17 protein-coding genes and 1 pseudogene are annotated in these 22,793 nt (G+C 72.4%); 8 read left to right on the top strand and 10 right to left on the bottom strand.

Features of this window, described 5'->3' with window-relative positions:
• Positions 1-118 precede the first annotated feature (118 nt).
• Complete coding sequence (locus tag J2S55_RS01645; protein ID WP_306856755.1) at positions 119-2,953, bottom strand: ABC transporter permease subunit; 2,835 nt, start codon at positions 2,951-2,953, stop codon at positions 119-121.
• A gap of 352 nt (positions 2,954-3,305) precedes the next feature.
• Entirely contained in the window at positions 3,306-4,565 is a 1,260-nt protein-coding gene (locus J2S55_RS01640; RefSeq protein WP_306856754.1) for an ABC transporter substrate-binding protein, read from the bottom strand.
• Between the two features lie 209 nt (positions 4,566-4,774).
• Between J2S55_RS01640 and J2S55_RS01635 the strand changes: the two genes are divergently transcribed.
• Positions 4,775-5,878, top strand: coding sequence for an alcohol dehydrogenase catalytic domain-containing protein (locus J2S55_RS01635; RefSeq protein ID WP_306856753.1), 1,104 nt, complete (start codon positions 4,775-4,777; stop codon positions 5,876-5,878).
• A 3-nt stretch (positions 5,879-5,881) separates the two neighbouring features.
• On the opposite strand, the gene J2S55_RS01630 is transcribed toward J2S55_RS01635, so the two are convergent.
• Complete coding sequence (locus J2S55_RS01630) at positions 5,882-8,119, bottom strand: MMPL family transporter (RefSeq protein ID WP_306856752.1); 2,238 nt, start codon at positions 8,117-8,119, stop codon at positions 5,882-5,884.
• A gap of 124 nt (positions 8,120-8,243) precedes the next feature.
• Here J2S55_RS01630 and J2S55_RS01625 point away from each other — a divergent pair, with 124 nt between their 5' ends.
• The gene (locus J2S55_RS01625; RefSeq protein WP_306856751.1) at positions 8,244-8,789 is read left to right on the top strand and encodes a TetR/AcrR family transcriptional regulator; all 546 of its coding nucleotides are present in this window, start codon (positions 8,244-8,246) and stop codon (positions 8,787-8,789) included.
• An 85-nt stretch (positions 8,790-8,874) separates the two neighbouring features.
• Here J2S55_RS01625 and J2S55_RS01620 read toward each other — a convergent pair whose 3' ends face one another.
• From J2S55_RS01620 to J2S55_RS01610, 3 genes are all read right to left on the bottom strand, one after another.
• Positions 8,875-10,806, bottom strand: a complete 1,932-nt coding sequence (locus J2S55_RS01620) for a serine/threonine-protein kinase (protein WP_306856749.1) — start codon at positions 10,804-10,806, stop codon at positions 8,875-8,877.
• A gap of 108 nt (positions 10,807-10,914) precedes the next feature.
• Positions 10,915-12,363, bottom strand: coding sequence for a serine/threonine protein kinase (locus tag J2S55_RS01615; protein ID WP_306856748.1), 1,449 nt, complete (start codon positions 12,361-12,363; stop codon positions 10,915-10,917).
• A 26-nt stretch (positions 12,364-12,389) separates the two neighbouring features.
• Entirely contained in the window at positions 12,390-13,214 is an 825-nt protein-coding gene (locus J2S55_RS01610) for an LLM class F420-dependent oxidoreductase (protein WP_306856746.1), read from the bottom strand.
• 110 nt (positions 13,215-13,324) lie between these two features.
• Between J2S55_RS01610 and J2S55_RS01605 the strand changes: the two genes are divergently transcribed.
• The 5 genes from J2S55_RS01605 (at position 13,325) to J2S55_RS01585 (ending at position 17,708) form a co-directional block, all read left to right on the top strand.
• Entirely contained in the window at positions 13,325-14,116 is a 792-nt protein-coding gene (locus J2S55_RS01605; protein WP_306856745.1) for an alpha/beta fold hydrolase, read from the top strand.
• Positions 14,113-15,363, top strand: a complete 1,251-nt coding sequence (locus J2S55_RS01600) for an LLM class flavin-dependent oxidoreductase (RefSeq protein WP_306856743.1) — start codon at positions 14,113-14,115, stop codon at positions 15,361-15,363. Before J2S55_RS01605 ends, J2S55_RS01600 begins: the two co-directional genes overlap by 4 nt.
• Positions 15,364-15,396: 33 nt before the next feature.
• Positions 15,397-16,278 (top strand): TIGR03619 family F420-dependent LLM class oxidoreductase, encoded by an 882-nt coding sequence (locus tag J2S55_RS01595; protein ID WP_306856742.1) that lies wholly within the window; start codon positions 15,397-15,399, stop codon positions 16,276-16,278.
• Between the two features lie 246 nt (positions 16,279-16,524).
• Positions 16,525-17,334: a HipA family kinase gene (locus J2S55_RS01590; RefSeq protein WP_306856741.1), complete on the top strand. Its 810-nt coding sequence runs from the start codon at positions 16,525-16,527 to the stop codon at positions 17,332-17,334.
• Positions 17,331-17,708: a DUF3037 domain-containing protein gene (locus tag J2S55_RS01585; protein WP_306856740.1), complete on the top strand. Its 378-nt coding sequence runs from the start codon at positions 17,331-17,333 to the stop codon at positions 17,706-17,708. Before J2S55_RS01590 ends, J2S55_RS01585 begins: the two co-directional genes overlap by 4 nt.
• 222 nt (positions 17,709-17,930) lie before the next feature.
• Here J2S55_RS01585 and J2S55_RS01580 read toward each other — a convergent pair whose 3' ends face one another.
• From J2S55_RS01580 to J2S55_RS01570, 3 genes are all read right to left on the bottom strand, one after another.
• The gene (locus J2S55_RS01580; protein ID WP_306856739.1) at positions 17,931-18,311 is read right to left on the bottom strand and encodes a hypothetical protein; all 381 of its coding nucleotides are present in this window, start codon (positions 18,309-18,311) and stop codon (positions 17,931-17,933) included.
• Between the two features lie 135 nt (positions 18,312-18,446).
• A complete protein-coding gene (locus J2S55_RS01575; RefSeq protein ID WP_306858539.1) occupies positions 18,447-19,289 on the bottom strand; it encodes a GNAT family N-acetyltransferase in 843 nt (280 codons plus the stop codon).
• A 56-nt stretch (positions 19,290-19,345) separates the two neighbouring features.
• On the bottom strand, positions 19,346-20,950 hold the full coding sequence (locus J2S55_RS01570; RefSeq protein WP_306856738.1) for an alpha/beta hydrolase: 1,605 nt from the start codon (positions 20,948-20,950) through the stop codon (positions 19,346-19,348).
• Between the two features lie 458 nt (positions 20,951-21,408).
• On the opposite strand from J2S55_RS01570, the pseudogene J2S55_RS01565 reads away from it, so the two are divergent.
• Positions 21,409-22,400, top strand: a pseudogene (locus tag J2S55_RS01565) (IS5 family transposase).
• Here the strand turns inward: J2S55_RS01565 and J2S55_RS01560 are convergent.
• Positions 22,378-22,782: a WD40 repeat domain-containing protein gene (locus J2S55_RS01560; RefSeq protein WP_306856737.1), complete on the bottom strand. Its 405-nt coding sequence runs from the start codon at positions 22,780-22,782 to the stop codon at positions 22,378-22,380. The pseudogene J2S55_RS01565 and the gene J2S55_RS01560 sit on opposite strands and share 23 nt — an antisense overlap.
• Positions 22,783-22,793: the final 11 nt, after the last annotated feature.

Below are 22,793 nucleotides of genomic sequence, written 5' to 3'. Positions count from 1 at the left end.
CGCTCGCCCGTCACGCCCGGCCGCGACCACCGGGCCCCGGTGGCCCTCCACGCCCGCTCACCCGGCCCCGGGTAACCCGTGGCCGGCCCGCTCACCCCACCGCGCCGACTTCTCCCTCTCACGCGACCCCCAGGTAGGCGGCGGTGAGGCGGGCGCCGTCCACCTCGGCGCGGGGGCCGGTCCAGATGGCCCTGCCCAGGCGCATGAAGACGACCGTGTCGGCGAGTTCCAGGGCCGAGGTGGCCTTCTCCTCCACCAGGAGCAGCGCGACGCCGCGCTCCCGGAGCTCGGCGAAGACCTCGAACACCTGCTCCACGACGAGCGGCGCCAGGCCGAGCGACGGCTCGTCGGCGATCAGCACCCGGGGCGGCCTGACCAGCGCCGGGGCGAGGGTGAGCAGCTGCTGCTCACCGCCCGACAGCGCCCCGGCCGCGATGCCCCGGCGGCGGGCGAGCTGGGGCAACCGCCCGTAGACGGGAGCGGGGTCGGCGAGCCAGGTGCGCAGGTTCTCGTCCACGGTCAGTCCCGGGAACACCCCGCGCCCCTCCGGGGCGAGCAGCACGCCCGCCCTCGCCCGGCGGTGCGCGGGCCAGGAGGTGACGTCCACCCCGTCCAGGATCACCCGCCCGGCCGTCACCGGCAGGTCGCCGGCGGCCACCGCGCAGGTCGTGGACTTGCCCGCGCCGTTCGCCCCGAGCAGCGCCACCACCTCGCCCGGCCGGACGGCGAGGTCCACGCCCCGCAGCACCATGACGTCGCCGTATCCCGCCACCACGTTCTCCAGCCGGAACAGCGCCTCCGGCCCGGCCCGACCCTCCGCCGGACGGGGCCCCGCGATCAGGCCCTCCTCCGGACGCGGGCCCGCCACCAGGGCCTCCGCCGGGTGGCGCCCCACCGCTCGGGCCTCCCCCAGGTGCGGAGCCGCCGCCCGCGCCCCGCTCTCGGACGTTCCCTCCCCCGCGGGCCGTGCCCCGCCCACCGATGTCTCCTCCCCTGTGACCGCCGGCGCCTCGCGCTGGACGGCGGCCGCGCCGTCCAGCCGCCGCCTGGCCACCCGCCGCCGGTGGCGGCTCTCGGCCAGCTGGGCGAGCACCCCGTCGGGGTGCTTGGCCAGGACCATCCCGCCGACGCCGAAGAGGATGGCGCCGACGTGGGCGGAGACGTCCCATCCGGCCAGCAGCTCGGGGAAGACCGCGGCGATCAGCCCGCCGAGTACGGCGCCGCCGATCCGCCGGACGCCTTGCAGGACCACCACGGCCAGCCAGACGAAGCCGGCGGAGGCGGGCAGGTCGGTGGCGGTGATGGAGCCCTTGGAGATCGCGAACAGCACGCCGCCCAGCCCGGCGATCCCGGACGCCAGCGCGAACAGCATGATCTTGGCGCGGGGGGCCGAGATGCCCGAGGTGGTCGCGGCGGCGGGGGCCGAGCGGACGGCCAGGACGGCCCGGCCGGAGGCCGAGCGCTCCAGGTTGCGCACCAGCAGGCCGACCAGGCCGATCAGGACCAGCAGCAGCACGACCCGGACCCGGGGGTCGGTGGTGTCGGCGAACCCCAGGCCGATCGCCGGCAGCGGCCAGCCGATCGTGCCGTTGCTGAACGCGTCGATCTGGAACAGCACCTGGTCGGCGAGGAGGGCCAGGGCGAGCGTCGCCAGAGTGAGGATCCGCCCGCCCAGCCGCAGCGCGGGCAGCGCGACGAGGACGCCCACCGCGGTCGCCCCCAGCACGCCCAGCAGGATCGCCACCGGGAACGGCAGGCCGGAGGAGAACGCCCAGCCACAGGTGAGGGCGGCCATCGAGGCGAAGGACGCCTGCGCCAGGTTGACCATGCCGCCGATGCCGGTGACGACCACGAACGAGCAGAAGATCAGCGCGAGGACCAGTCCCTGGGCCACCACGCTCACATGGAAGTCGTCGGCGGAGCGTGTGAGAGTCCACCCGAGCAGGGCCGCCAGGCCCAGCGCCCACGGCAGGCGCCGCCGCCACGGCGGCAGGTCGGCCAGGTAGTCGGGCGGCGGCGCGTCCTCGGCGGCCGATCCGGCGACCCGGTCCCTGGACCGGTTGAGCAGGATCAGCCCCGCGAACAGCAGGATCACCGGGACCGCCGTGCGCAGCCCGGTGACGTCCTCGGCGAAGTCGGCGTATCCGGCGACCAGGTTCTGCACCACGCCGAGGCCCAGACCGGCCGCGAACGTCCACGGGATCGACCGCAGCCGGCCGAACACCGCGGCCGTCGCCGAGACCGACAGCATCACGGTGAACGCCGTGGAGTCCAGGCCGAGGGTGGAGACGGCCAGCACCCCGGCGAGCCCGGCGAGCGCCGAGCCGAGCATCCAGGCCACGGCGGAGGAGGCGTCGGCGTCGATCCCGCGCAGGGTGGCCAGCCTGCGGCGGTCCACCGAGGCACGCATCCGCAGGCCGTACGGCGTGTGCCGCATGAAGGCCCACAGCCCCGCGGCGGCCAGCGCCGCGAAGCCGAAGGTGATGAGCTGGTCGGAGTCGAGGTGGACGCCGCCGAAGGTGAAGGGGACCGCGGGGTAGGGGCCGAGGCCGCGCGGCAGGGAGGTGGCGTCGGCCCGCGGCAGCCCGAACGGTTCGGCGACCAGGTCCACGGTCCACAGCCCGAGGGCGGGCAGCGCGATGGTCAGGCCGATGGTCCCGACGATCTGCGCGGTCTCCCCCGCCTGCGCCAGGCCGCGGAACATGGCCCGGTGCAGCACGTATCCGAGCAGCGGTGAGAAGAGTCCCACCGCGACCAGCCCGGCCTGCCAGGCCGCCAGCCCCAAGCCGGCGTTGAGCTCGAAGAACAACAGGGCGGCCAGGAAGCCGACGGCGCCGTGCGCGAAGTTGAACACGCCCGTGGCCGAGTAGGACAGGGTCAGCCCGGAGGCCATGACCGCGAACACGGCACCGGTGACGAGGCCGCTGACGATATAACCGAAAAGCTCCGACATAAGGGCCTTCACCCCGGGGTTTCGCGCCTGGTCACTGCCTTGCCTGATCGCTGCCTTGCCTGATCGCTGCCTTGCCTGATCGCTGCCTTGCCTGGTCACTGCCTTGCCTGGCGACCGCCTTCTCGCGGCGAGGCCGGTACCTCGCCTCCTACCGCAGGGGTCGCACCTCGACCTCGCCTCCTACCGCAGAGGCGGCGCCTCGCCCCCTACCGCGGGGCCGGCGACACCGCCCGCGTACGTCTCCCGCGACGGGGCCGGCCTGGGCGGCCGGGATGTCCCTGCGGACGCCCCGGCCCGCCCCGCCCCGCCGCCCGCGCGGCCCGCCAGACTCGCGGGCGGCAAGTCCTGGCCGCTATTTCAGCGGCACGTTGTCGAAGCACTTCATGTTCCTGGCGACCTTGAAGGCGCCGCCCTCAAGCTTGACCAGGGCGCCGCAGCCGTTGGGCTCGGTGTGGTCCTTGGGGTAGCGGATCCTGCCGAACCCAGCGTTCTCGTAGGTGAACGAGCCGTTGGCGGTGGCCAGGAACCTCTCCCTGGTCAGGTCTCTGCCGGTCTGTTCGAGCACCTTGAGGAAGATGTCGGCGGCCCAGTAGCCGATGGCCAGGTGCTGGGTCAGCGCGGTCCCCGGCGCCGCCTTCTCCACGTCCGCCTTGAGCTGGGCGATCTCCGGGGCCTGGGATTCGAAGGGTTCGAACATGGGGGCCGCGATCACGCCTTCGAGCGCCTGGGCGGTGGCCGGGTCCTTGAGGATGGCGGCGTCGTAGCTGGTCGCGTCGGACAGCAGGCCCCGGTATCCGGCCTTCTTCAACGCGGCGTACAGGCCGGTGTTGAACTTGGTGCCGGCGATGATCGACACCACCAGGTCCGGCGGCCCGCCGCCGGCCGAAGTCATGATCTTGTTGACGTAGGGCAGCCAGTCCGGCGGCGGGGCGGCGGCGGGCAGGCCGGAGTTGAGGCCGGCCAGCGTGAAGCCCGCCGCCTGGAAGGACTGGGCGATGGTCCGGCCGCCGTATTTGCTGCCGCTCGAGTCGGTCGTCTGGATGTAGACGGTCTTGCCCGCGGACCCGCCGATCAGCTCGGCCATCTGGCTGCCCCACCAGGTCTGCGAGCCCGCGCCCTGCTTGGGGGCGAGGCAGCCGTTGTAGCCGAAGCCGGTCCGCGTGCCGCACCACTGCGGCCCCGTCGCCCAGCCGAACCACGGCACGCCCTGCTGCTCCAGGAAGGTCGCGCCACCGAAGTTGGGCGCGTGGACCGGCACCAGCGCGAAGACCTTGTCCCGCTGGACCAGTTTCTTGGCCGCCGCGTCTCCCTTGGCGGCGTCCTGGCCGTCGTCCTCGGCCCCGACGAACTCGATCCTGCGGCCGTGCACGCCGCCGGCCTCGTTCGCCCGCTGGAACCGGGCCCTGGCCCCGATCTCGGCGTCCTTGGTGGAGTAGCCGCTCGCGCTGGTCTTGGTGAGCACGCCGCCCACCGTGATCGTCGTGTCGGTCACCCCGGCCGCCCCCGCCGCGCCGGAGGCGCCGCCGGCGGTCCGCTGCCCGGCCGCGCAGCCGGCGGCGGTGAGCGCCGCCGCGGTCACCAGGCCGATGAGTCGCACTGCCTGCCGTCTCATGGAACACCCCCTGCCGTGCCACGCGGCCGCAGACCTAATTTGGCCTAGCGCTCGCTTGGTTTCGTCAGCGTAGATTTGGCGCTTCCGGGGTGTCAATGGAGCGGCGCCCGGCAGTTGCGACGCCAATTGAACCAAGCAAATGTTTGCTTATGATCCTGGTCCGGGCTAGCGTGCGGAGCGCACAGGTCTTCGGCGACGGGAGCGGACTGATGTTGATGCGCGCGGCCGTGCTCACCGAGTTCGGGGCGGCGCTGGAGGTCCGCGAGGTCGAGATCGCCGATCCCGGGCCGGGCGAGGTCCGCGTCAGGATCAGGGCGTCCGGGGTGTGCGGGTCGGACATCAAGGCACTGGACGGCAAGAGCCCGGTGGTGCGGCGGCTCCCGTTCGTCCTCGGCCACGAGAGCGCGGGGACCGTGGAGAGCGTCGGCGCCGGCGTGACCGGCGTCAGACCGGGCGATCATGTGATCATCGCGATGAACGGGGCCTGCGGGCGCTGCCGCAACTGCGGCGCGGGCCGCTTCCACCTGTGCGGCGGGCCGGCCCGGACGGCCGCCATCATGGGCACGATGCGCGACGGCACCACCCGGATCAGCGTGGACGGCCACGACGCACGGACGATGATCGGCATCGGCTCGTTCGCCGAGTACGCCGTGGTCAACGAGCCGATGTGCGTGAAGATCGCCGAGAGTGCGCCGTCCGACACCATGTGCCTGCTGGCCTGCGGGGTGATCACCGGCGTCGGCGCGGTGCTCAACGTGGCCAGGGTGCGGCCGGGCTCCAGCGTGCTGGTGGTCGGCTGCGGCGGCGTCGGGCTGAACGTGGTCCAGGGCGCCGCGCTGGCCGGGGCCACGACCATCATCGCCGCCGACGTGGCCGAGTCCAAGCTGAAGCTGGCCGAGGAGTTCGGCGCCACCCACGCGATCCTCTCCACCGACCTGCCCCGGCAGGTGGGTGAGATCGTCAAGGGTGGCGTGGACTACGCCTTCGACGTCACCGGCGTGCCCGAGGTGCTCGGCAGCGCCTTCGCCGCCACCCAGCCCGGCGGCACGACCGTGATGGTCGGCAGCCCGCCCCAGGGCCGGCCGCTCACCATCGAGCCCGGCCTGCTGTTCGCCTCCCGGCGGCTGATGGGCACCCAGGGCGGCGACGCGGCCCCGCTCCGCGACCTGCCCATGCTCGCCGAGCAGTACATGCGCGGCCGGCTCGACCTCGACCGCCTGGTCAGCGAACGGGTGCCGCTGGAGGAGGTCAACGAGGCGATCCGCCACGTCCGCGAGGGGACGGTGGCCCGCAGCGTCATCGTCTTCGACTGACGCTCAGCCGTGGCCGGCGCCGACGAGCTCCTTGCGCGGGCCGTCGGCGGGCTCCTCCTCCTCGTGCCCCTCGACGGAGAGGTTGGGCAGGATCCGGTCCAGCCACCCGGGGCACCACCAGTTGAACCTGCCGAGCAGAACCATGGTGGCGGGGACCAGGAAGCCGCGGATGATGGTGGCGTCCACCGCGACCGCCACCGCCAGGCCGACACCGAAGATCTTGACCATCGGGTCGGGATAGGCGATGAAGGCGACGAAGACGGCGACCATGATCAGGGCGGCGGAGGTGATGACCCGGCCGGTGGTGCCCAGGCCCTCGGCCACCGCCCTGCGGTTGTCGCCGTGCCTCAGATACGCCTGCCGTACCGCGGTGAGCAGGAAGACCTCGTAGTCCATCGACAGGCCGAACAGCACCGCGAACAGCATCAGGGGGATGTAGCTGTCGATCGGCACCGAGAAGAACAGCGTGGCCAGGTAGGAGTCGTCCACGCCGACCGGTGGGTCCATGCCGACCAGGCCGCTGCCCAGGCCGAGGGAGAAGACCAGCGAGAGCGCGCCGAACGCGGCGCCGAGCGAGACCAGGTTCATCAGCGCGGCCTTGATCGCGACCACCGGCGACCGGAACGCCAGGAGCAGCAGCAGCGCGCTGAGCAGCACCACGACGCCGACGACCAGAGGGGTGCGGTCGGCGATCCTGGTGCTCGCGTCGGACATGGCGGCCACCTCCCCGCCCACGTGCACCCGCGCCCCCTCGACCCGGATCGCGCGCACGTCCTCGACCACCCGCAGCGCCTGCGGATCGCTGGGCGCGTACTCGGTGACGGCCTGCACCAGGGCGGTGGTGCAGTCGTCGTTCAGTACGGGCTCGCCGACGTGGGCCACCCCCTCGACCGCGCCGACCTCCTCCTTCAGGATCTGGAGTACGGCAGGCGCGGGGTCGCGGTCGACGGCCCTCTCCTCAAGGGAGGCGACCACGATCAGCGGACCATTTATCCCCGGCCCGAATCCGGCCTGCATGAGCTCGTAGGAGCGGCGGGCGGCGGTGTCCTTGTCGCCGTAGCCGTCGTCGAGCGGGCCGAGCTTGAGCGCGAGGGCGGGCGCGGTCAGGGCGGCGAGGACGGCGACGCTCAGCGCGAGGACGCTCCAGGGCCGTCTGGCCACCCAGGTGCCCAGGGCGCTCCAGCCGGAGGCGTCGTCCGCCCTCCTGCGGCGGCCCACGAAGGGCAGCCGCAGCGCGTTGACCCGGTGCCCGAGCAGGCCGAGCAGGGCGGGGACCAGGGTGATCGAGGTGAGCACGGCGCAGACGACCGAGATGCCGGTGATCCAGCCGAGCGTCTGCAGCATGGGGAAGCCGCCGAGCAGTAGCGCGCTGAGCGCGATGATCACTGTGCCGCCGGCGAACACCACCGCGCCGCCGGAGCCGGCGGCCGTCCGGCGTACGGCCTCGCGCACCGGCACACCGTCGGCCAGCAGCTTGCGGTGCCGGCTGAGCAGGAAGAGGGCGTAGTCGATGCCGACGCCCAGGCCGATCATCGTCGCCATGATGGACGCCTGCTTGGGGACGTCCACGATGTGGCCGAGCAGGCTGATCACGCCCAGGCCGGTGGCGATGCTGACCAGCGCCGTGAAGATCGGGATCATCGCGGCCACCAGCGTGCCGAAGGCGAACAGCAGCACCAGCAGCGCGCAGACCACGCCGATGATCTCGCTGGTCCCGGTCTTGATCTCCTTGTCGGCCGGGGTGGACGCGTCGGCGGGCACCGCCTCGATGCCCAGCTCGCGCACGGGCCCGGCCGCCTCCGACAGCCGTCGGGTGGTCTCGGCGAGCTTGCTGTTGTCGTGCCCCTTGAGCTTGACCGTGATGAGGCCGATCTGCAGGCTGGGCGCCAGACCGCCGACCCGGTAGGGGGTCAGGACCTCCGCCACGTGCGGGACCTTTCGGAGCTCCGTCATCGCCCGCTCCACCGCGAGCTTGCGGGGCTTGGCGACGAGGGGGCCGTCGGCGGAGTAGAGCACGATCTGGACCGTGCCGCCCGGGTCGTAGCCGGGGCCGAAGCCGTCGCGCATCAGGTCGTGGGCCCGCTGCGCGTCCGTGCCGGGTATGGTCACGTTGTTGCTCACGGGACCGGCGAACACGATCGACCCCGCGGTCAGCAGCACCGCCGCGGCCACCCAGAGTGCCAGCACGATCTTGCCGTGCCTCGCGCACCAACTCCCCAGTCGCCCCAGCAAGCCAGACATCGGTGACCGCCCTGTTCAAGACTGAAATGCGCCTGAAACGCCGTCCTGTACGGTCGTACAGAACCTACGATCAAGCGTAGGCGCGGACATTCCAGAATGCTCTAGAACACGTGGGAATGAGACGATGACCACACTTGAGCACGGCTACGACACACGGCGCCGGATTCTCGACGCCGCCCGCCGGCTCTTCGCCGAGCGCGGTTACGCCGCGACCTCGCTGGCCGACATCGCCTCGGCCGTCGGGCTGACGAAGACCGCCGTCGCCTACCACTTCCATCCGAAGGACCGGCTGGCCACCGAGCTGCTCGCGCCCGCGGCCGAGGACATCGTGGCCCTGCTGGAGACCGACCTCGGCGGCGAGCGCCAGTTCGTCGAGGCGCTGGTGACCTTCGTGGTCCGGCACCGGGCCATCATCCGCCTGATCATGGAGGACATCAGCGGCGCCGACGACGCCCCGCCCGGCTCCCCCGGCGAGGCCATCCGCGCCTTCCGCGACGCGATCTACACCCGCCTGGCGCCGGCGGACCCGGACCCCGCCGGGCGGGTGCGGGCCTGGGCTCTCCTGGGCGCCCTGCAGTGCGTGGTGGTCAAGACGATCGACCTGCCGGAGGAGGTCGTCCGGGAGACCCTGCTCGACACCGCCCGCGCCATGCACGGCCCGTCCGCCTGACCCACGCCCGCCGTACGGGGCCGCCTGTACGGGCCACCCTCCGCACGGGATCGCCTGTACAGGGCCGCCCTCCGCACGGGGCCGCTCAGTCCCGCCCCGCGGCCGGGGCGGAGCCGAGCACCTCCGAGACCGTCGGGTCCACCGGGGTGGCCGTCTCGCCGGGGTCGGGGCCGGGACCGCCCTGCCCTCCGACGCCGACCGTGATCACGACCACCGCGCCCGGCCGGGCACAGCCCCCGGACGCGCCCCGCTGCGCCAGCACCACACCGGACTTCGACGGGTCGGCGACGAGGCGGGGACGCACCCGCACGGTGAAGCCCGCCCCGCTGAGCGCGCCGCGCGCGTCGGCCTCCGTCCGGCCGACGACCGAGGGCACCTCGGCCCCGCGCCTGGACACCACGAGCGTCACCACGCCACCCGAGGAGACCCGCTCGCCCGCCCCGGGGGTGCTGGCGAGGACCTGGCCCGCCGGACCTGCCGAGCAGCGCGGGGTGACCCCTCCCGGCACCAGCCCCGCCCGGGTGACAGCGGCCTCGGCCTGCTCCCTGCGGAGGCCGGTCAGCACCGGCACCGCCACTCCCGCGGAGACCGCCAGGTCGACTTCCGTCCCCTTGGCCACCAGCGTCCCGGCCTCCGGCCGGCTACTGAGCACCTGCCCGATCCGGCGGTCGGAGTCGGTCGCGGTGAGGGCCCCGGCGACCAGGCCGGCCTTCTCGATCAGGCGCAGCGCCTCGGAACGGTCCAGCCCGGCCAGGGCCGGCACCGCGACCCCGGCGGCCGCCGGAGGCGTCGGGGACGCCTGGGACGGAGGGGCCGCGCTCCTCGTGCCCGTGCCCGGCGGGTCGCCCGGACGGGCCGCCCTGGCCGGCAGCGGGGTGAGCTCCACCCGCGCGCCGGGCACCCCCGCCGACGCCTTCGGCCTGTCCGGCCCAGGCTGCCCGTCGCCGCCGCTCAGCGCCGGGACCAGCACCGCGGCCAGCACGGCCGCGCTCACCAGCAGCGCCCCCGACACCGCGACCGAGGCCCTGGTGGCCGCCCGCCCCGGACGGGTCCGCGGCTCGGCCGGCTCGCCGGGACCGCCGCGGGGGCCGCGGGCCGGCGGCGCGGGCCGGGCCTGGCCCGGCGGGGACCCGTACCTGGCCGGGCCCGGCCAGGGCCCGGCCAGATCGTGGCCCGGGACCGGCGAGGACCACGGCGCCTCCGGCCCTACGGCGTCGTCCCCGAGCAGCGCGAGCAGCAGTTCGCGACTGCTGGGGCGGTTGCGGGGGTCCTTCTCCAGGCAGCCGGCGACCAGCGCGCCGAGCCGCCCGTCGAGGCAGCCCAGCTCCGGTGGCGCGGTGAGGATGCGGTGCAGCACGGCCGCGATCGAGTCCTGCCCGAACGGGGCATGGGCGTTGGCGGCGAAGCAGATCGTGGCGCCCCAGGAGAAGACGTCGGCCGCCGGCCGGATCCCGGCCCCCTTCACCTGCTCGGGCGCCATGTAGGCGGGTGTGCCCGCGCCGCGCCCGCTCTGCGTGGCTCCCGCGTCCAGTGCGCGGGCCAGGCCGAAGTCGATGACCCTCGGCCCGTCCGGGCCCAGCAGCACGTTCTGCGGCTTGAAGTCGCGGTGCACGATCCCGGCGCGGTGGATGGCCGCCAGGGCGGTGGCCGTGCCGATGGCCAGGCGCTCCAGCGCGCCTCCGCCGCGGGGCCCGCCGTCGGTGACCTCGCGGTGGAGCGAGGGGCCGTCGACGTATTCGCTGACGATGTAGGGCCGGTCATCGGCCAGCCCGGCCTCGATCACCTGGGCGGTGCAGAAGCGGGCCACCTGCTTGGCGAGCTCGACCTCGCGCAGGAAGACCGCCTCGTCCTCCCCGAGCGGGCCGTGCAGCAGTTTGATCGCATAGGGCGCCGATCCGGTCGCGGGGTGCACCCCGAGATAGACCACCCCCTGGCCGCCCTCTCCCAGGCGGCCGACGATCGCGTATCGGCCGATCCTTTCGAGGTCCCCCGTCCTGAGCGGCTGCGCATGCGGCACGCGGGCCTCCCTCCCCACCACTCTTCCCACTCAAGGAGAGGTATTCCCGGCAGTCAACGGTGGTGAAGCGCTCATGGCCCCGACCGTGACACTCATGTGATGCTCGGGTCAGGGGGAGCGGACCATGTCCCCGGAGTAGCGGGGCACCCGCTCGCCCGTCCTGGTCACCTGGAAGGCCAGCCGGTCGGGGCCGCGCGGGGAGAACGCCACCGTGCCCGGGTAGCACTGGCCGCCGCTGACGCCGACCAGCCGGTAGGTGGTCTCGGCGCCGGTCCGGGAGAGCCGGGCGGCGCAGTGCAGATCGGCTCCCCACCTCATGCTCGCCCCCTCCTCCGTGAAGCGGACCTCCACGGGGAAGACCCGCTCGGCGGTGGAGTGATCGGCGACGCCCGCCCAGGTGCCCGTGTAGGAGAAGCCCTCACGGGGCCAGAAGACGGCCGCCCCGGCCACGGCGGCCGCGATCGCCAGGCCCACCGCCGCGAGCAGCGGCCACCGGCGCCGCCGTGACGTCCCGCCCCTCACCGCGGGGAGCTCGGCGGTCGCGGTGGGAGGGGCCCACGGCTCCGCCTCCGGCCCTCCGTAGGCCGGGAGCTCCGCCGTCGGGACCCCGGAGGCCGGGGACTCCCCCGTCGGGACTTCGGACGGCGGAGGCTCCCCCGTCGAGGACCCGGACGGCGGAGGATCCGACACCGCGGACCCGGAGGCCGTCACCGGAACGGCCCCGGGTGTTCCGGCGGGCCGGGAGACGGCGGCGCTGCCGTACAGCCGGCGCAGCACCTCCTCGGCGACCGGCCGGTCCCCGGGCTCGGCGGCCAGGCAGGCGACCACGATCTCCCGGAGCGGGCCGGCCAGCGGGCCCAGGTCGGGCCTGCCGTACAGGATCCTGGCCAGCACCTCGTGGTAGGAGCCGGCGGAGAAGGCGTGGCGGCCGGTGGCGGCGTAGGCGACGGTGAGCGCCCAGCCGAACATGTCGGCCGCGGGCCCGGCGGGCTCGCCCTTGATCTGCTCGGGCGACATGTAGGCGGGAGTGCCGAAGGGGATCTTGCCGGTGGTGATCGTGGCGTCCATCATCCGGGAGATGCCGAAGTCGATGACCCGGGGGCCGTCCGCGCCGAGCAGGACGTTGCCCGGCTTGAAGTCGCGGTGGACCACCCCGGCCCGGTGGATGGCGGCCAGCGCGGTGGCCGTGCCGACCGCGATGCGGTCCAGCGAGCCGTCGGCGCGGGGCCCCTCGGCCGCGATGTGCTCCTGGAGCGATACCCCGTCGACGAGCTCGCTCACGATGTAGGGGCGGTCGCCGTCGAGGTCGGCGTCGAGCACCTGGGCCGTGCAGAAGGGGGCGACCCGCCGGACGGCCTCGATCTCGCCGGCGAGGCGGCGGCGGACCCTCTCGTCGTCCACCAGCCGGGCGTGCAGCAGTTTCACCGCGACGCGCGCGTTCTCCGGGGACTCGGCGAGGAAGACGATCCCCTGGCCTCCCGCGCCGAGGCGGCCGGTCAGCCGGTAGGGGCCGAGTTGCCGGGGGTCCTCCGGCCGGAGCGGAGCCGGACGCGACATGGGACCCGACTATAACGACCTCTCGTTCATGCCAGGAAACGCGCGTGATCGTCGAGCACCGGGAGCACGCGGGCGGCGGGGGCGCTGGGGAGGTTGAGCACGACCTCCTCGATGCCCGTCTCCCGGTAGTGGTCGAGCTTCTCCCGGGTCGGCAGCGTCCCGAACGGGATCACCCTGACCATCTCCCTCCCCGCCTTCTCGCAGGCCTCGCGCAGGGCGGGGAGCGCCGCCCGGACGCCTCTGCCTCCGATCGGCATCCAGCCGTCGGCGTACTCGGCGACGTGGGCGAAGAGCTTCGGGCCCGCCGCGCCGCCGACGTAGACGGGCGGCCCGGACACCGGCTTGGGCCAGGACCAGGACGGTTCGAAGCGCACGTGACGGCCCTCGAAACCCGCCACGTCCTGGCTCCACAGCGCCTTCATGGCGAGCATGTGCTCGCGGGCGACGTCCCGGCGGGAGCCGTAGGCGACACCGTGGTCCTGGATCTCCTCCACGTTCCAGCCGAACCCGACGCCGAGCACCGCCCGCCCGCCGGACAGGTGGTCGAGGGTGGCGACGGCCTTGGCGGTCACGATGGGCTCGCGCTGGGCAGCGAGCAGGATGCCGGTGCCGAGGGTGATCTGGCTGGTCACGGCCGCCGCGTGGGAGAGCGCGACCAGCGGGTCGAGGGTGCGGCTGTACTCCTCGGCGAGCACGGCCTCCCCGGTCGGGGGGGCCGTGCGGCGCGAGGTCGGGATGTGGGTGTGCTCGGGCAGGTAGAGGGAGGCGAAGCCGCGCTCCTCGACGGCCCGGGCCAGCTCGGCGACCGGCATCGACAGGTCGGTGGCGAACATCGTGACACCCAGCCGCATGACAGCCTCCGCTCTCCCGCGCCGGGCGGGCCCTTGCCAAACCAAGCGATTGCTCGGCTACCATTCCTAGGGTAGCTTGCCAGGCGGGCAATCCTCACGGAAGGGCGCTCATGGCGTTCACGGACTTAGGCGACGTGCGGCTGTTCCACACCGACGACGGATCGGGAGACCCGGCACTGCTGCTCGTCCACGGCCTGGGGTCGGACTCCCATGAGTGGGTCCACCACATCCCCGCGCTCGCCCGGCGGCACCGGGTCATCGCGGTCGACATGCGCGGGCACGGCTACTCGTCGGCGCCGGAGACCGGCAACACCCCGCGGCTGATGGCCGAGGACCTCGCCGGGCTCTGCGCCGAGCTCGGCGTCGGGCAGTGTGTCGCGATCGGCCACTCCATGGGGGGCCAGATCGTCTCCCACCTGGCGGTGGAACACCCGTCGCTGGTCAGGGCGCTGGTCACGGTCGATCCGGGATACGGCTTCACGGGCCCGGTGGCCGCCTCCTTCCCCGCGCTGATCGAGCAGATGCGCGAGGACCCCCTGGCCGCCAGCCTCCGCAACGACCTGTGGACCTCCACCGGGGCGACCCCGGGCTGGCTGCGCGAATGGCACCGGCGGCGGATCCTGGCCACTCCCCCGCACGTGCTGCTCCAGGCGTTCGAGGCGATGTTCGGCGGGCCGGAGCCGCTCGGTCTCCGCCCCAACTCCGACGGATACCTGTCACGCCGGACCTGTCCGGTGCTGACCTTCTGGTTCGATCCGGCCCAGGCCGCGTGGGAGGCGGGTCTGTTCAAGGACCCGCGCTCCAGAGCCGTCACCTGGGAGGGCAGCGGCCACCGGCTGCACGAGGAACGCCCCGGGGAGTTCCTCCTCGTCGTCACAGACTGGCTAAGGAGCCTGGCATGAAGTTCTCGATATTCCTCAACCCGCAGATCCCCGGCTCCGGATACTCCAACGAGGAGAACGCGGTCGCCAAGCGGCCGATCGGGCGGAGCGTCGAGTCCTACCAGGCGCTGCTCCACGAGGTGCGCGAGATCGCGATCCACGCCGACCAGATCGGCTTCGACGCGCTGATGATGACCGAGCACCACTTCCACTCCGAGGGCTTCGAGTTCTCGGTGAACCCGCTGATGTTCCTCACCGACCTGGCGGCCAGGACCGAGCGCATCCTGCTGGCCCCGCTGGGCATCGTGCTGCCCGCCTGGGACCCGATCAGGGCGGCCGAGGACGTGGCCCTCCTCGACCAGTTCAGCAAGGGCCGGCTGAGGCTCGGCGTGGCCCGCGGCTACCAGAACCGGTGGATGAACGTCCTGGGCCAGCGCTGGCAGGCCACCGCCGCCCGCTCCGACGGCTCCAAGACCGACACCCGCAACTTCGACGTCTTCGGCGAGGTCCTGAAGATCATGAAGATGGCGTGGACCCAGGACACGCTGCGCTACAAGTCCGACGTGCTGGACTACGAGGTGCCCGCGCCGTTCGACGGCATCGAGGGATGGCCCGCGCTGGAGTGGACCCAGAAGTTCGGCGCGCCGGGCGAGGTCGACGACCAGGGCAGGATCCACGCCGTCTCGGTCGGGCCCAAGCCGTACCAGAACCCGTACCCGGAGCTGTGGCAGCCGTTCACGATCTCCGACCGCTCGGTGATCCGGGCCGCGCAGGAGGACATCCTGCCGTGGATGTTCACCCCGAACCCGGACGAGCACGCCGCCAAGGCCAGGCTCTACCAGGAGGAGTCGGCCAAGTGCGGCCGCGACTACAAGCTGGGCGAGCACACCGGCATCCTCAAGATCGTCGGCATGGCCGACACCCGGGAGGAGGCCATCGCCACCTACGGCATGAGCATGCAGAAGGACTTCGCCGCCTTCTTCGGCCCGTTCGGCTACCTGGAGGTCCTGCGCAAGAAGGAGGACGACCGGCACCAGCCGATCAGCCCGGAGAAGGGCGACTACAAGCGCATGAACGAGGTCGAGATGGCCCTGCTCGGCGGCCCCGACGACATCAAGCGCGGCATCCAGCGGATGCTCGACCGGATGCCCGACCTGGAGTGGTTCGGCCTGTTCATGCAGGGCCAGCAGGGTGTCCTCCCCCTCGACACCGTCAAGCGCAACCTCGAACTCTTCGCCACCAAGGTCATCCCCGAGTTCTCAGACTGACCCTTCCGAATCTACGAAGCCCGGGGAGGACCCGTGCAGTTCTGGCTTGGAGCGTCGTTCGTCGAGACCGACCAGTTCGTCGAGCTGGCCAGGGTGTCGGAACGGTGCGGCTTCCACACGCTCACACTGTCGGACCACATCTTCTACGCCGACTTCGACTCCCCCTACCCCTACTCCGAGACGGGCGCGCCCCGCTGGGACGCCGAGACCCACTGGCCCGACGTGTGGGTGACGATCGGGGCGATGGCCGCGGTCACCTCGACCCTGCGCTTCGCCCCCAACGTCTACGTCGCCCCGGCACGGGACCTGTTCACCGTCGCCAAACAGGTCTCCACGGCGGCGGTGCTCTCCGGGGACCGGGTGACCTTCGGCGTCGGCGTCGGCTGGTGCAAGGAGGAGTTCGTCCAGACCGGCCAGGACTTCCACACCCGGGGCCGCAGGCTGGACGAGATGATCCCCGCGCTGCGCGAGCTGTGGGCCGGCGGCACGGTCGAGCACCACGGCGCCCACTTCGACTACGGCCCGCTGTCGATCTCCCCCGTCCCCGCCCGGCCGGTGCCGTTCTTCGTGGGCGGCGACAGCGAGGCGGCCCTGCGCCGCGCGGCCCGGATCGGCGACGGCTGGATGGGCAACCGCGTCTACACGGAGGAACAGCTCGACGAGATCCTCGCCGCGCTCAGACGTCACCTGAAGGAGTACGGCAGGCCGGAGGACGCCCTGGAGATCATCGCTCCCCTCGCGGTCATGCCCGACGCGGGCACCTACCGGCGCTTCGCCGACAAGGGCGTCACCGGCACCCTGGCCGCCCCCTGGTGGCTGGCCACCCCGGAGGAGAAGGCCGAGCACGGCGACGGTCTCGCACTCAAGATCGCCACCATGGAGCGTTTCGCCGAGGAGGTCATCGCCGAGATGTGACCGTGGCCGGGCCGCGGCCCGCCGCCGGACCCAGCTTGTGACCGTGGCCGGGCCCGGCTTGTGAGTGTGGCCGGGCCGCGGCCCGCCGCCGGACCCGGCTCCGGCGGGTGGCGCGCGGCCGCCGTCCCCGCCTCTCGGGAGCCGCTCCGGGAGGCGGTCGGCACCCTGGAGCCGTCGGGTGGCGGGCTGGTCAGGCGGGTGACGCCGAGCGCCGTCCGGGAGAGAGCGACCCGGTAGCCTGGCAGGGTGTTGGAAGAGATCACAGCGACCCGCTACGTGACGCCCCTGCGCGAGGGCGGGTCGCTCCCCGGGGTGGTCGAGGCCGACGACCTCGGCACCTACGTCGTCAAATTCCGTGGCGCCGGGCAGGGCCGCCGGGTGCTCGTCGCGGAGATCATCTGCGCCGAGCTGGCCAGGCGGCTCGGCTTCCGCACCCCCGAGCTGAAGGTGATCGACGTCGATCCGCAGCTCGGCGCCCGGGAGCCCGACGAGGAGATCCAGGATCTGCTCAAGGCCAGTGAGGGCCACAACCTGGCGGTCGACTTCCTGCCCGGCGCGCTCGGCTTCGAGCCGCTCGCCTGGCCCCCGGACCCCGACTCCGCCTCCCGGCTGCTCTGGTTCGACGCCTTCGTCCACAACGTCGACCGGAGCTGGCGCAACCCGAACCTGCTCCTCTGGCACGGCGACGTCTGGCTGATCGACCACGGCGCCGCCCTCTGGTTCCACCACAACTGGCCCACCGCCGACCCGCAGCGCGGCTTCGACGCCGCCGACCACGTGCTGGCGCCCTTCGCCACCCGGATAGCCGAGGCCGACGCCGAGCTCAGCGAGCAGATCACCAGGGACTTCCTCGACGGGGTGGTCGACGAGGTCCCCGACGAGTGGCTGGAGGACGAGCCCGGCTTCGACGGCGCGCAGGCCGTACGGCAGGCGTACGTCGAGCACCTGCTGGCCCGCGCGCAGGGGCCCCGCTCCTGGCTGCCCGGCCCTTCGAGCGCCCCCAGGCAGGACAGGAAGACCGGCTCGGTCGGTGCGTTCTGGAAGGACAACCGGTGAGAGACGTCTACGAGTACGCCGTGATCCGGGTGGTCCCCCGCGTGGAGCGGGGCGAGCTGATCAACGCCGGGGTGGTGCTCTACTGCCAGCCGCGTTCCTACCTGTGCGCGCGGGTGGAGCTGGACGAGACACGGCTGCAGGCGCTCGACGCCCACGCCGACGTCGACGGGGTGCGGCACGCGCTCGGCGCCTACCAGCGTTCCTGCACGGCTGACGCGGGGCCGCTGACCGGTGAGCCGCTCGGCGGCCGGTTCCGCTGGCTGACCGCCCCGCGCAGCACGATCGTGCAGACCGGCCCGGTCCACGCCGGCCTCACCACCGACCCCGAGGCCGAGCTGGAGCGCCTGATGTCCTGCCTGGTGCGCAGCCTCTGAGAGGTTCCGGCGCCCGCCCCCGCCCCGGGAGCCGTCCGGGCCGGCGGCCCGCTGACGACCGCGTCGCCCTGGCGGGCGTCGGCCACGCACCGCGCGGGCACGGCCCGGTGCGAGGTTCCGGCCTGCGCCGTCAGCCGCCTCCGCCACCCGCGGAGCACCTTCCGCCACCCGCGGGGCACGTTCCGGAACCGCCACCCGCGGAGCACGTTCCGGGACGAGCTGTCACGCGCGATCGAGCGTGGAGCTCCGGATCGCGCGGCCGCGACGGGGGAGGAGCACGATGAAGCATCCGGCCAGACACCCGGCGGCGCCGGCGGCGAGGAGCCACGCGCCCGAGGACTGGGAGCCGTACTCCTCCTGGTCGGCGTCGGCGAACCCCGCGTACCGGTCGGCCTCCCGGGTCAGCTCCTCGTACCGCCCGGGATCGGTCCCCTTGACGGTCTCCGCCTCGCTGAGCAGTCCGGCCGCCTTCCGCAGGTGCCCGTCGATCCGTTCCTGCGTGGCGCCCGCCCGCAGGAACACCAAGACGCTCAGCCCCGTCACGATCAGGGCCACGACCAGCAATCCCGTTCCGAACCACGTCTTCCGCTGCGCCACCTTCATGGGAAGGGACCGTAATCCGGTGTCCGGGCCGACCGCACCCGTCGCCGGGATGATCCGGTGTCCCCCGTCCGGGTGACCCGTGACCAGGCGCCTTCTACCGGACAGCGGTCGCGCGCACGCTCCGGGCGCCGGCGCTCAGAAGAGCACCGACATGAAGGTGCCGACCTCCTTGAACCCCGCCTTGCGGTAGGCCGCCCTGGCCGGGGCGTTGTAGTCGTTGACGTACAGCGAGACCACCGGCGCGAAGCAGTCGAGCGCGTGCTTGACCACCGAGGCCATCCCCGCCGCCGCGTGCCCGCGGCCGCGCAGGTCGGGGTGGACCCAGACGCCCTGGATCTGGCAGGCCAGCGGCGTGACCGCGCCGATCTCGGCCTTGAAGACGACCCGGCCGTGCTCGATCCGGGCGTAGGAGCGGCCGATCCGGATCAGCTCGGCGACCCGGGAGCGGTAGAGGGCACCGCCGTCCCCCGCCTCCGGGGAGATGCCCACCTCCTCGGTGAACATCGCCACGCAGGCGGGGAGCAGGATCTCGAACTCCTCCGGCCGCACCCGCCTGACCAGGGGGTCGATCGGGACCGGGGACGGCGTGGTGGCCGCCATCACCGGCTGGGCCCAGCGGACCGCGCGGGCGGCGCCCCAGTGGGGCTCCAGCCGCTCCCACAGCGGAGCGACGGCGTCGGCGGGGCCGACGATCGAGGAACAGCGGCGCCCCTGCTTACGGGCGCGGTCAGCGAAGGCGTGCACGGCGTCCGTGCCGGCGTTCACCGGGACCAGGTTGGCACCGGCATAGCAGAGAGAGGTCAGACCGCCGCGCGGCCCGAACCCCCACATCTGACCGCCGAGCCTGGCCGGATTGAGCCCGACGGCACGGACCCTGGAGGCGACGAAGACGTTGACGACGGGGTCGGCGTCCAGAAGGGCCAGCACCTCGTCACGATCGTTGTCGTCGAGCACGCGCGACGCCGTTGTGCGCAGCATCACGCGATCAGCCTACGCGACCCCTTCGATTTTGGCAGGAACCAACCTAGAGCCAGTCATCTCCGCCTACTCAAATCAACCCTCGCCGCCATACGGGCGGTGGGCGCGGGCTCGGCGACCCCCGTGCAGCGGGCGTCCGACCCGGTCGCGGCGCGCTCGTCCGGACCCGGCAGGCTGCCGTCCTTGAGGTAGGCCGCCAGATAGCGGTCCGCGCAGCGGTTGCCGCTGAGCACGACACCGTGGTTGCCACCGGGCACGGTCACCAGCCGGGAGCCGCCGAGCAGCTTGCGCATCTGCAGGGCCCCCGGATACGGCGTCGCGGCGTCACGCTCGGCCTGGACGAGCAGGACCGGCGGCAGGTCGCGGCTGTCCTGGATCTTCACCGGGGTGCCGCCCCGCTCGGACCAGAACGCGCACGGCGCGTTGTACCAGGCGTTCGGCCAGGTGAGGAAGGGCGTGGTGGCGTGCAGCCGGGACATGTCGCTCCGCCACCGGCTCCACTCACGCGGCCACGCGGCGTCACGGCACTGAATCCCCAGGTAGACGGCGTAGCCGTTCTCCGCCTTGGCGTCGTTCTTCACGTGCCGCTGGTAGGCGGCGAGCATGGGCGCCGTGTCGCCCTTCTTGACGTAGGCGGAGAACGCCCTGGCGAGCTGCGGCCAGGCCGCGTCGGAGTAGCCGCCGACGGTGTAGATGTCGTCGAGCTCGCTCGGGCCCACCACCCCGCCGGCCGGGCGGGTGCGCAGCCGCTCCCGCATGGCGTACCAGGCGAAGGAGACCGACTTGCCGGTGCCGCCGAGCTTGTAGACGTCGTTGTGGCGGGCGGTCCACTTCAGGAAGTCCTGGTGCCGCCGGTCGAAGGCGACGTCCTGGGCGAGGTTGGCGGCGTACCAGACCCCGCGGGGATCCACGACGCTGTCCAGGACCAGCCGCTTGACCCGGTCGGGGAAGAGCGTGGCGTAGACCGCGCCGAGGTAGCTGCCGTAGGAGTAGCCCAGGAAGCTGATCTCGGACTCGCCCAGGGCCTCCCGGATGGCGTCCATGTCCCGGGCGGAGTTCGCGGTGGTCATGTGGGGCAGCAGCCAGCCCCACCGGTTGCCGCACGCCTCGGCGTACTGCTTGGCCCGGCCGATCAGCGCGTTCTCCTCCCGCTCGGTGCGGGGCACGTGGTCGGGGCGGGGGGCGGCGTAGTATTTCGCGGGGTCCACGCATCGGAGCGCGGGCTCGCTGTCCCCCACCCCCCGGGGGTCGAAGCCGATCACGTCGAACCGGTCGGCCAGGTTGTCGGGGAGCCGGGCGGCGACGTATTTGGCCAGGTTGCGGCCGGAGGCCCCGGGGCCCCCGGGGTTGACCAGCAGCACGCCCAGGTGGTTGTGGTCCCGCGAGGCCTTCCCCTTGATCCTGTTCAGGGCCAGGCTGATGGTCTGGTACGGGTTGGCGTAGTCGAGCGGCACCCTGAGGTTGGCGCACTCCACCTCGCCCTCCCTCGCCCTGGACCTGGCCGGGGCGGTGAGCACGCCGTCGAGCGGCACGGTCTTGGGGGCCTCGTCACAGGGCCCCCAGACCAGCTCCTGCCGCCCCTGCGCCACCGCCCCCTCCGGAACCCCGAGGGTGGCGGCCAGCATCCCGATGGTCGCGACGATCCCGACGACCCTTTTCACAGAGACTCCCCCTACTCATAAGGCAGAGGCGATGGTCTCCCAGGTGATGGCACCGTCATCGGTAACACACCCGGATCATTACCACTCTGTAGTCAAGCAATTGCGTTATGTAATCGATGTGGGCAAGGGCGGGGCGGCTCCGTCACCGCGTGTCCACGGGACACCCATGGGTCCCGCGCGGCGGGTGGCCTGCGGACGTGAGTGGACGGCTGCGCGGAGGCGCACAGCCGTCCAGGAGGCGCACAGCCGTTCAGAGGTGTACGGCACGGCCGCCCGGCGGCGCGCAGCCGTTCGGCGCAGTTCGTCCGGTGCAGCCGTCCGGCGGCCCTGGGACATCCGGCGGCGCGCACGGCCGTCCGGGCGGCGCGCGGCCGCCCGGCGGGCGCTAGGGAGTGTTCTGAGTTGAGATCACGGTGTTCGCCCTGCGGGTGAACACCGTGGCTGGTAGCACCGTTGATATGGCACGTGGTGATGTAACCGATGCGGAATGGGCGCTGATCGAGCCATGGCTGCCGTTGGGTGAGCGGGGGCCGGTCCCCGACCTTCGGCGGCAACTGAACGGGGTGATCTACCACTTCCGGACGGGCAGCCCATGGCGGGACGTTCCGGCCGAGTATGGGTCGCGGTCGACGGTCTATGACCGGTTCCGGGCGTGGGCGCTGTCGGGCGTCATGCAGAACTTGCAGGAACGGATGATCGCGGAGGCGGCTGCTCGCGGTCAGGTCGATCTCAGTTTGGTCAGCGTGGACTCCACCAGCCAGCGAGCCCACCAGCACGCCGCAGGGATGGCAGTGGATCCCGAACTCCTGCGGGCGCTCGAAAAAGCGGCTGAGGAGGAAAAAGGGGTGCGAGCGAGGGACAAAAACCGCAACTCCAAGACGTCCAGGACAGCAAAGACGTCCAAGACGGCGGGCGTCGGCAGGCCCGGCGGCGACGGAAGGTCCGGCTGAAGACCGCCCTCTTGGGGCGCTCTCGTGGCGGGCTGACCAGCAAGACCCACCTGTCGACCGACCGGCGGTGCCGTCCGTTGTCGTTCGTCCTCACCGCCGGGCAGAGCGCGGATTGCCCTCAGTTCGTCAAGGTCTTGACGCTCATCAAGGTCCGCGGTTGGGTCGGCCGTCCCCGCACTCGACCCGACGCGGTCGCCGCTGACAAGGCCTACTCTTCTCGCTTCAACCGTATCTACTTGCGCCGCCGCGGCATCAAGGGTGTCATCCCGGTCAAGGCCGACCAAGCCCAGCACCGCAAGAACAAGGGCGGTCGCGGTGGCCGGCCCGTCTCCCACGACGAAGGCCTCTACCGCGACCGCAACACCGTCGAACGCTGCATCAACAAGATCAAGCAGTGGCGAGGGCCCGCCACTCGCTACGACAAAACCCCCGAAAGCTTCCTTGCCGGGCTCCACCTCTGCGGAGCACTCATCTGGATCAGAAGCCTCGACCCGCTATAGATCCAAACCCAGAACGCTCCCTAAACGCAAGCGAGATGACATTGCTGGCGTGGCCGGTGAGGGTGGCGATGCTTTCCTTGCTGGTCACGTCCCACAGTCGAACCATGGAGTCACGACTGCCGGTGGCCAGGGTGCGTCCGTCCGGACTAAAGGCAACCGACCAGACGGAAGCAGTGTGGCCAATGGCGTTAGAGGGTAGGGGTGTTCCTACTTCGGTGGGGAGACCGAGAAAGACGCGCGCATCCGGTACCACCACAACGGCGGCGGCGGCACCGATAGCTCCGAAAATAGTGCCGATAATCCCTAAAACAACGCCTACTACAGCCAGCCGCTTGCTGCTTTTATCGTTTCTCTCTACTGTTCCCGATGCCCTTTCGGTCATTGTCATGATTC

Source organism: Streptosporangium brasiliense (assembly GCF_030811595.1).
Classification (GTDB): Bacteria; Actinomycetota; Actinomycetes; order Streptosporangiales; family Streptosporangiaceae; genus Streptosporangium; species Streptosporangium brasiliense.
This window is presented reverse-complemented; position numbering and strand designations above follow the sequence as displayed.

What these genes read in the sequence shown, in the direction of transcription:
- J2S55_RS01645 (WP_306856755.1), bottom strand. Translation starts at nt 2,953, where the DNA reads ATGTCGGAGCTTTTCGGTTATATCGTCAGCGGCCTCGTCACCGGTGCC.
- J2S55_RS01640 (WP_306856754.1), bottom strand. Translation starts at nt 4,565, where the DNA reads ATGAGACGGCAGGCAGTGCGACTCATCGGCCTGGTGACCGCGGCGGCG.
- J2S55_RS01635 (WP_306856753.1), top strand. Translation starts at nt 4,775, where the DNA reads ATGTTGATGCGCGCGGCCGTGCTCACCGAGTTCGGGGCGGCGCTGGAG.
- J2S55_RS01630 (WP_306856752.1), bottom strand. Translation starts at nt 8,119, where the DNA reads ATGTCTGGCTTGCTGGGGCGACTGGGGAGTTGGTGCGCGAGGCACGGC.
- J2S55_RS01625 (WP_306856751.1), top strand. Translation starts at nt 8,244, where the DNA reads ATGACCACACTTGAGCACGGCTACGACACACGGCGCCGGATTCTCGAC.
- J2S55_RS01615 (WP_306856748.1), bottom strand. Translation starts at nt 12,363, where the DNA reads ATGTCGCGTCCGGCTCCGCTCCGGCCGGAGGACCCCCGGCAACTCGGC.
- J2S55_RS01610 (WP_306856746.1), bottom strand. Translation starts at nt 13,214, where the DNA reads ATGCGGCTGGGTGTCACGATGTTCGCCACCGACCTGTCGATGCCGGTC.
- J2S55_RS01605 (WP_306856745.1), top strand. Translation starts at nt 13,325, where the DNA reads ATGGCGTTCACGGACTTAGGCGACGTGCGGCTGTTCCACACCGACGAC.
- J2S55_RS01600 (WP_306856743.1), top strand. Translation starts at nt 14,113, where the DNA reads ATGAAGTTCTCGATATTCCTCAACCCGCAGATCCCCGGCTCCGGATAC.
- J2S55_RS01580 (WP_306856739.1), bottom strand. Translation starts at nt 18,311, where the DNA reads ATGAAGGTGGCGCAGCGGAAGACGTGGTTCGGAACGGGATTGCTGGTC.
- J2S55_RS01575 (WP_306858539.1), bottom strand. Translation starts at nt 19,289, where the DNA reads ATGCTGCGCACAACGGCGTCGCGCGTGCTCGACGACAACGATCGTGAC.
- J2S55_RS01560 (WP_306856737.1), bottom strand. Translation starts at nt 22,782, where the DNA reads ATGACCGAAAGGGCATCGGGAACAGTAGAGAGAAACGATAAAAGCAGC.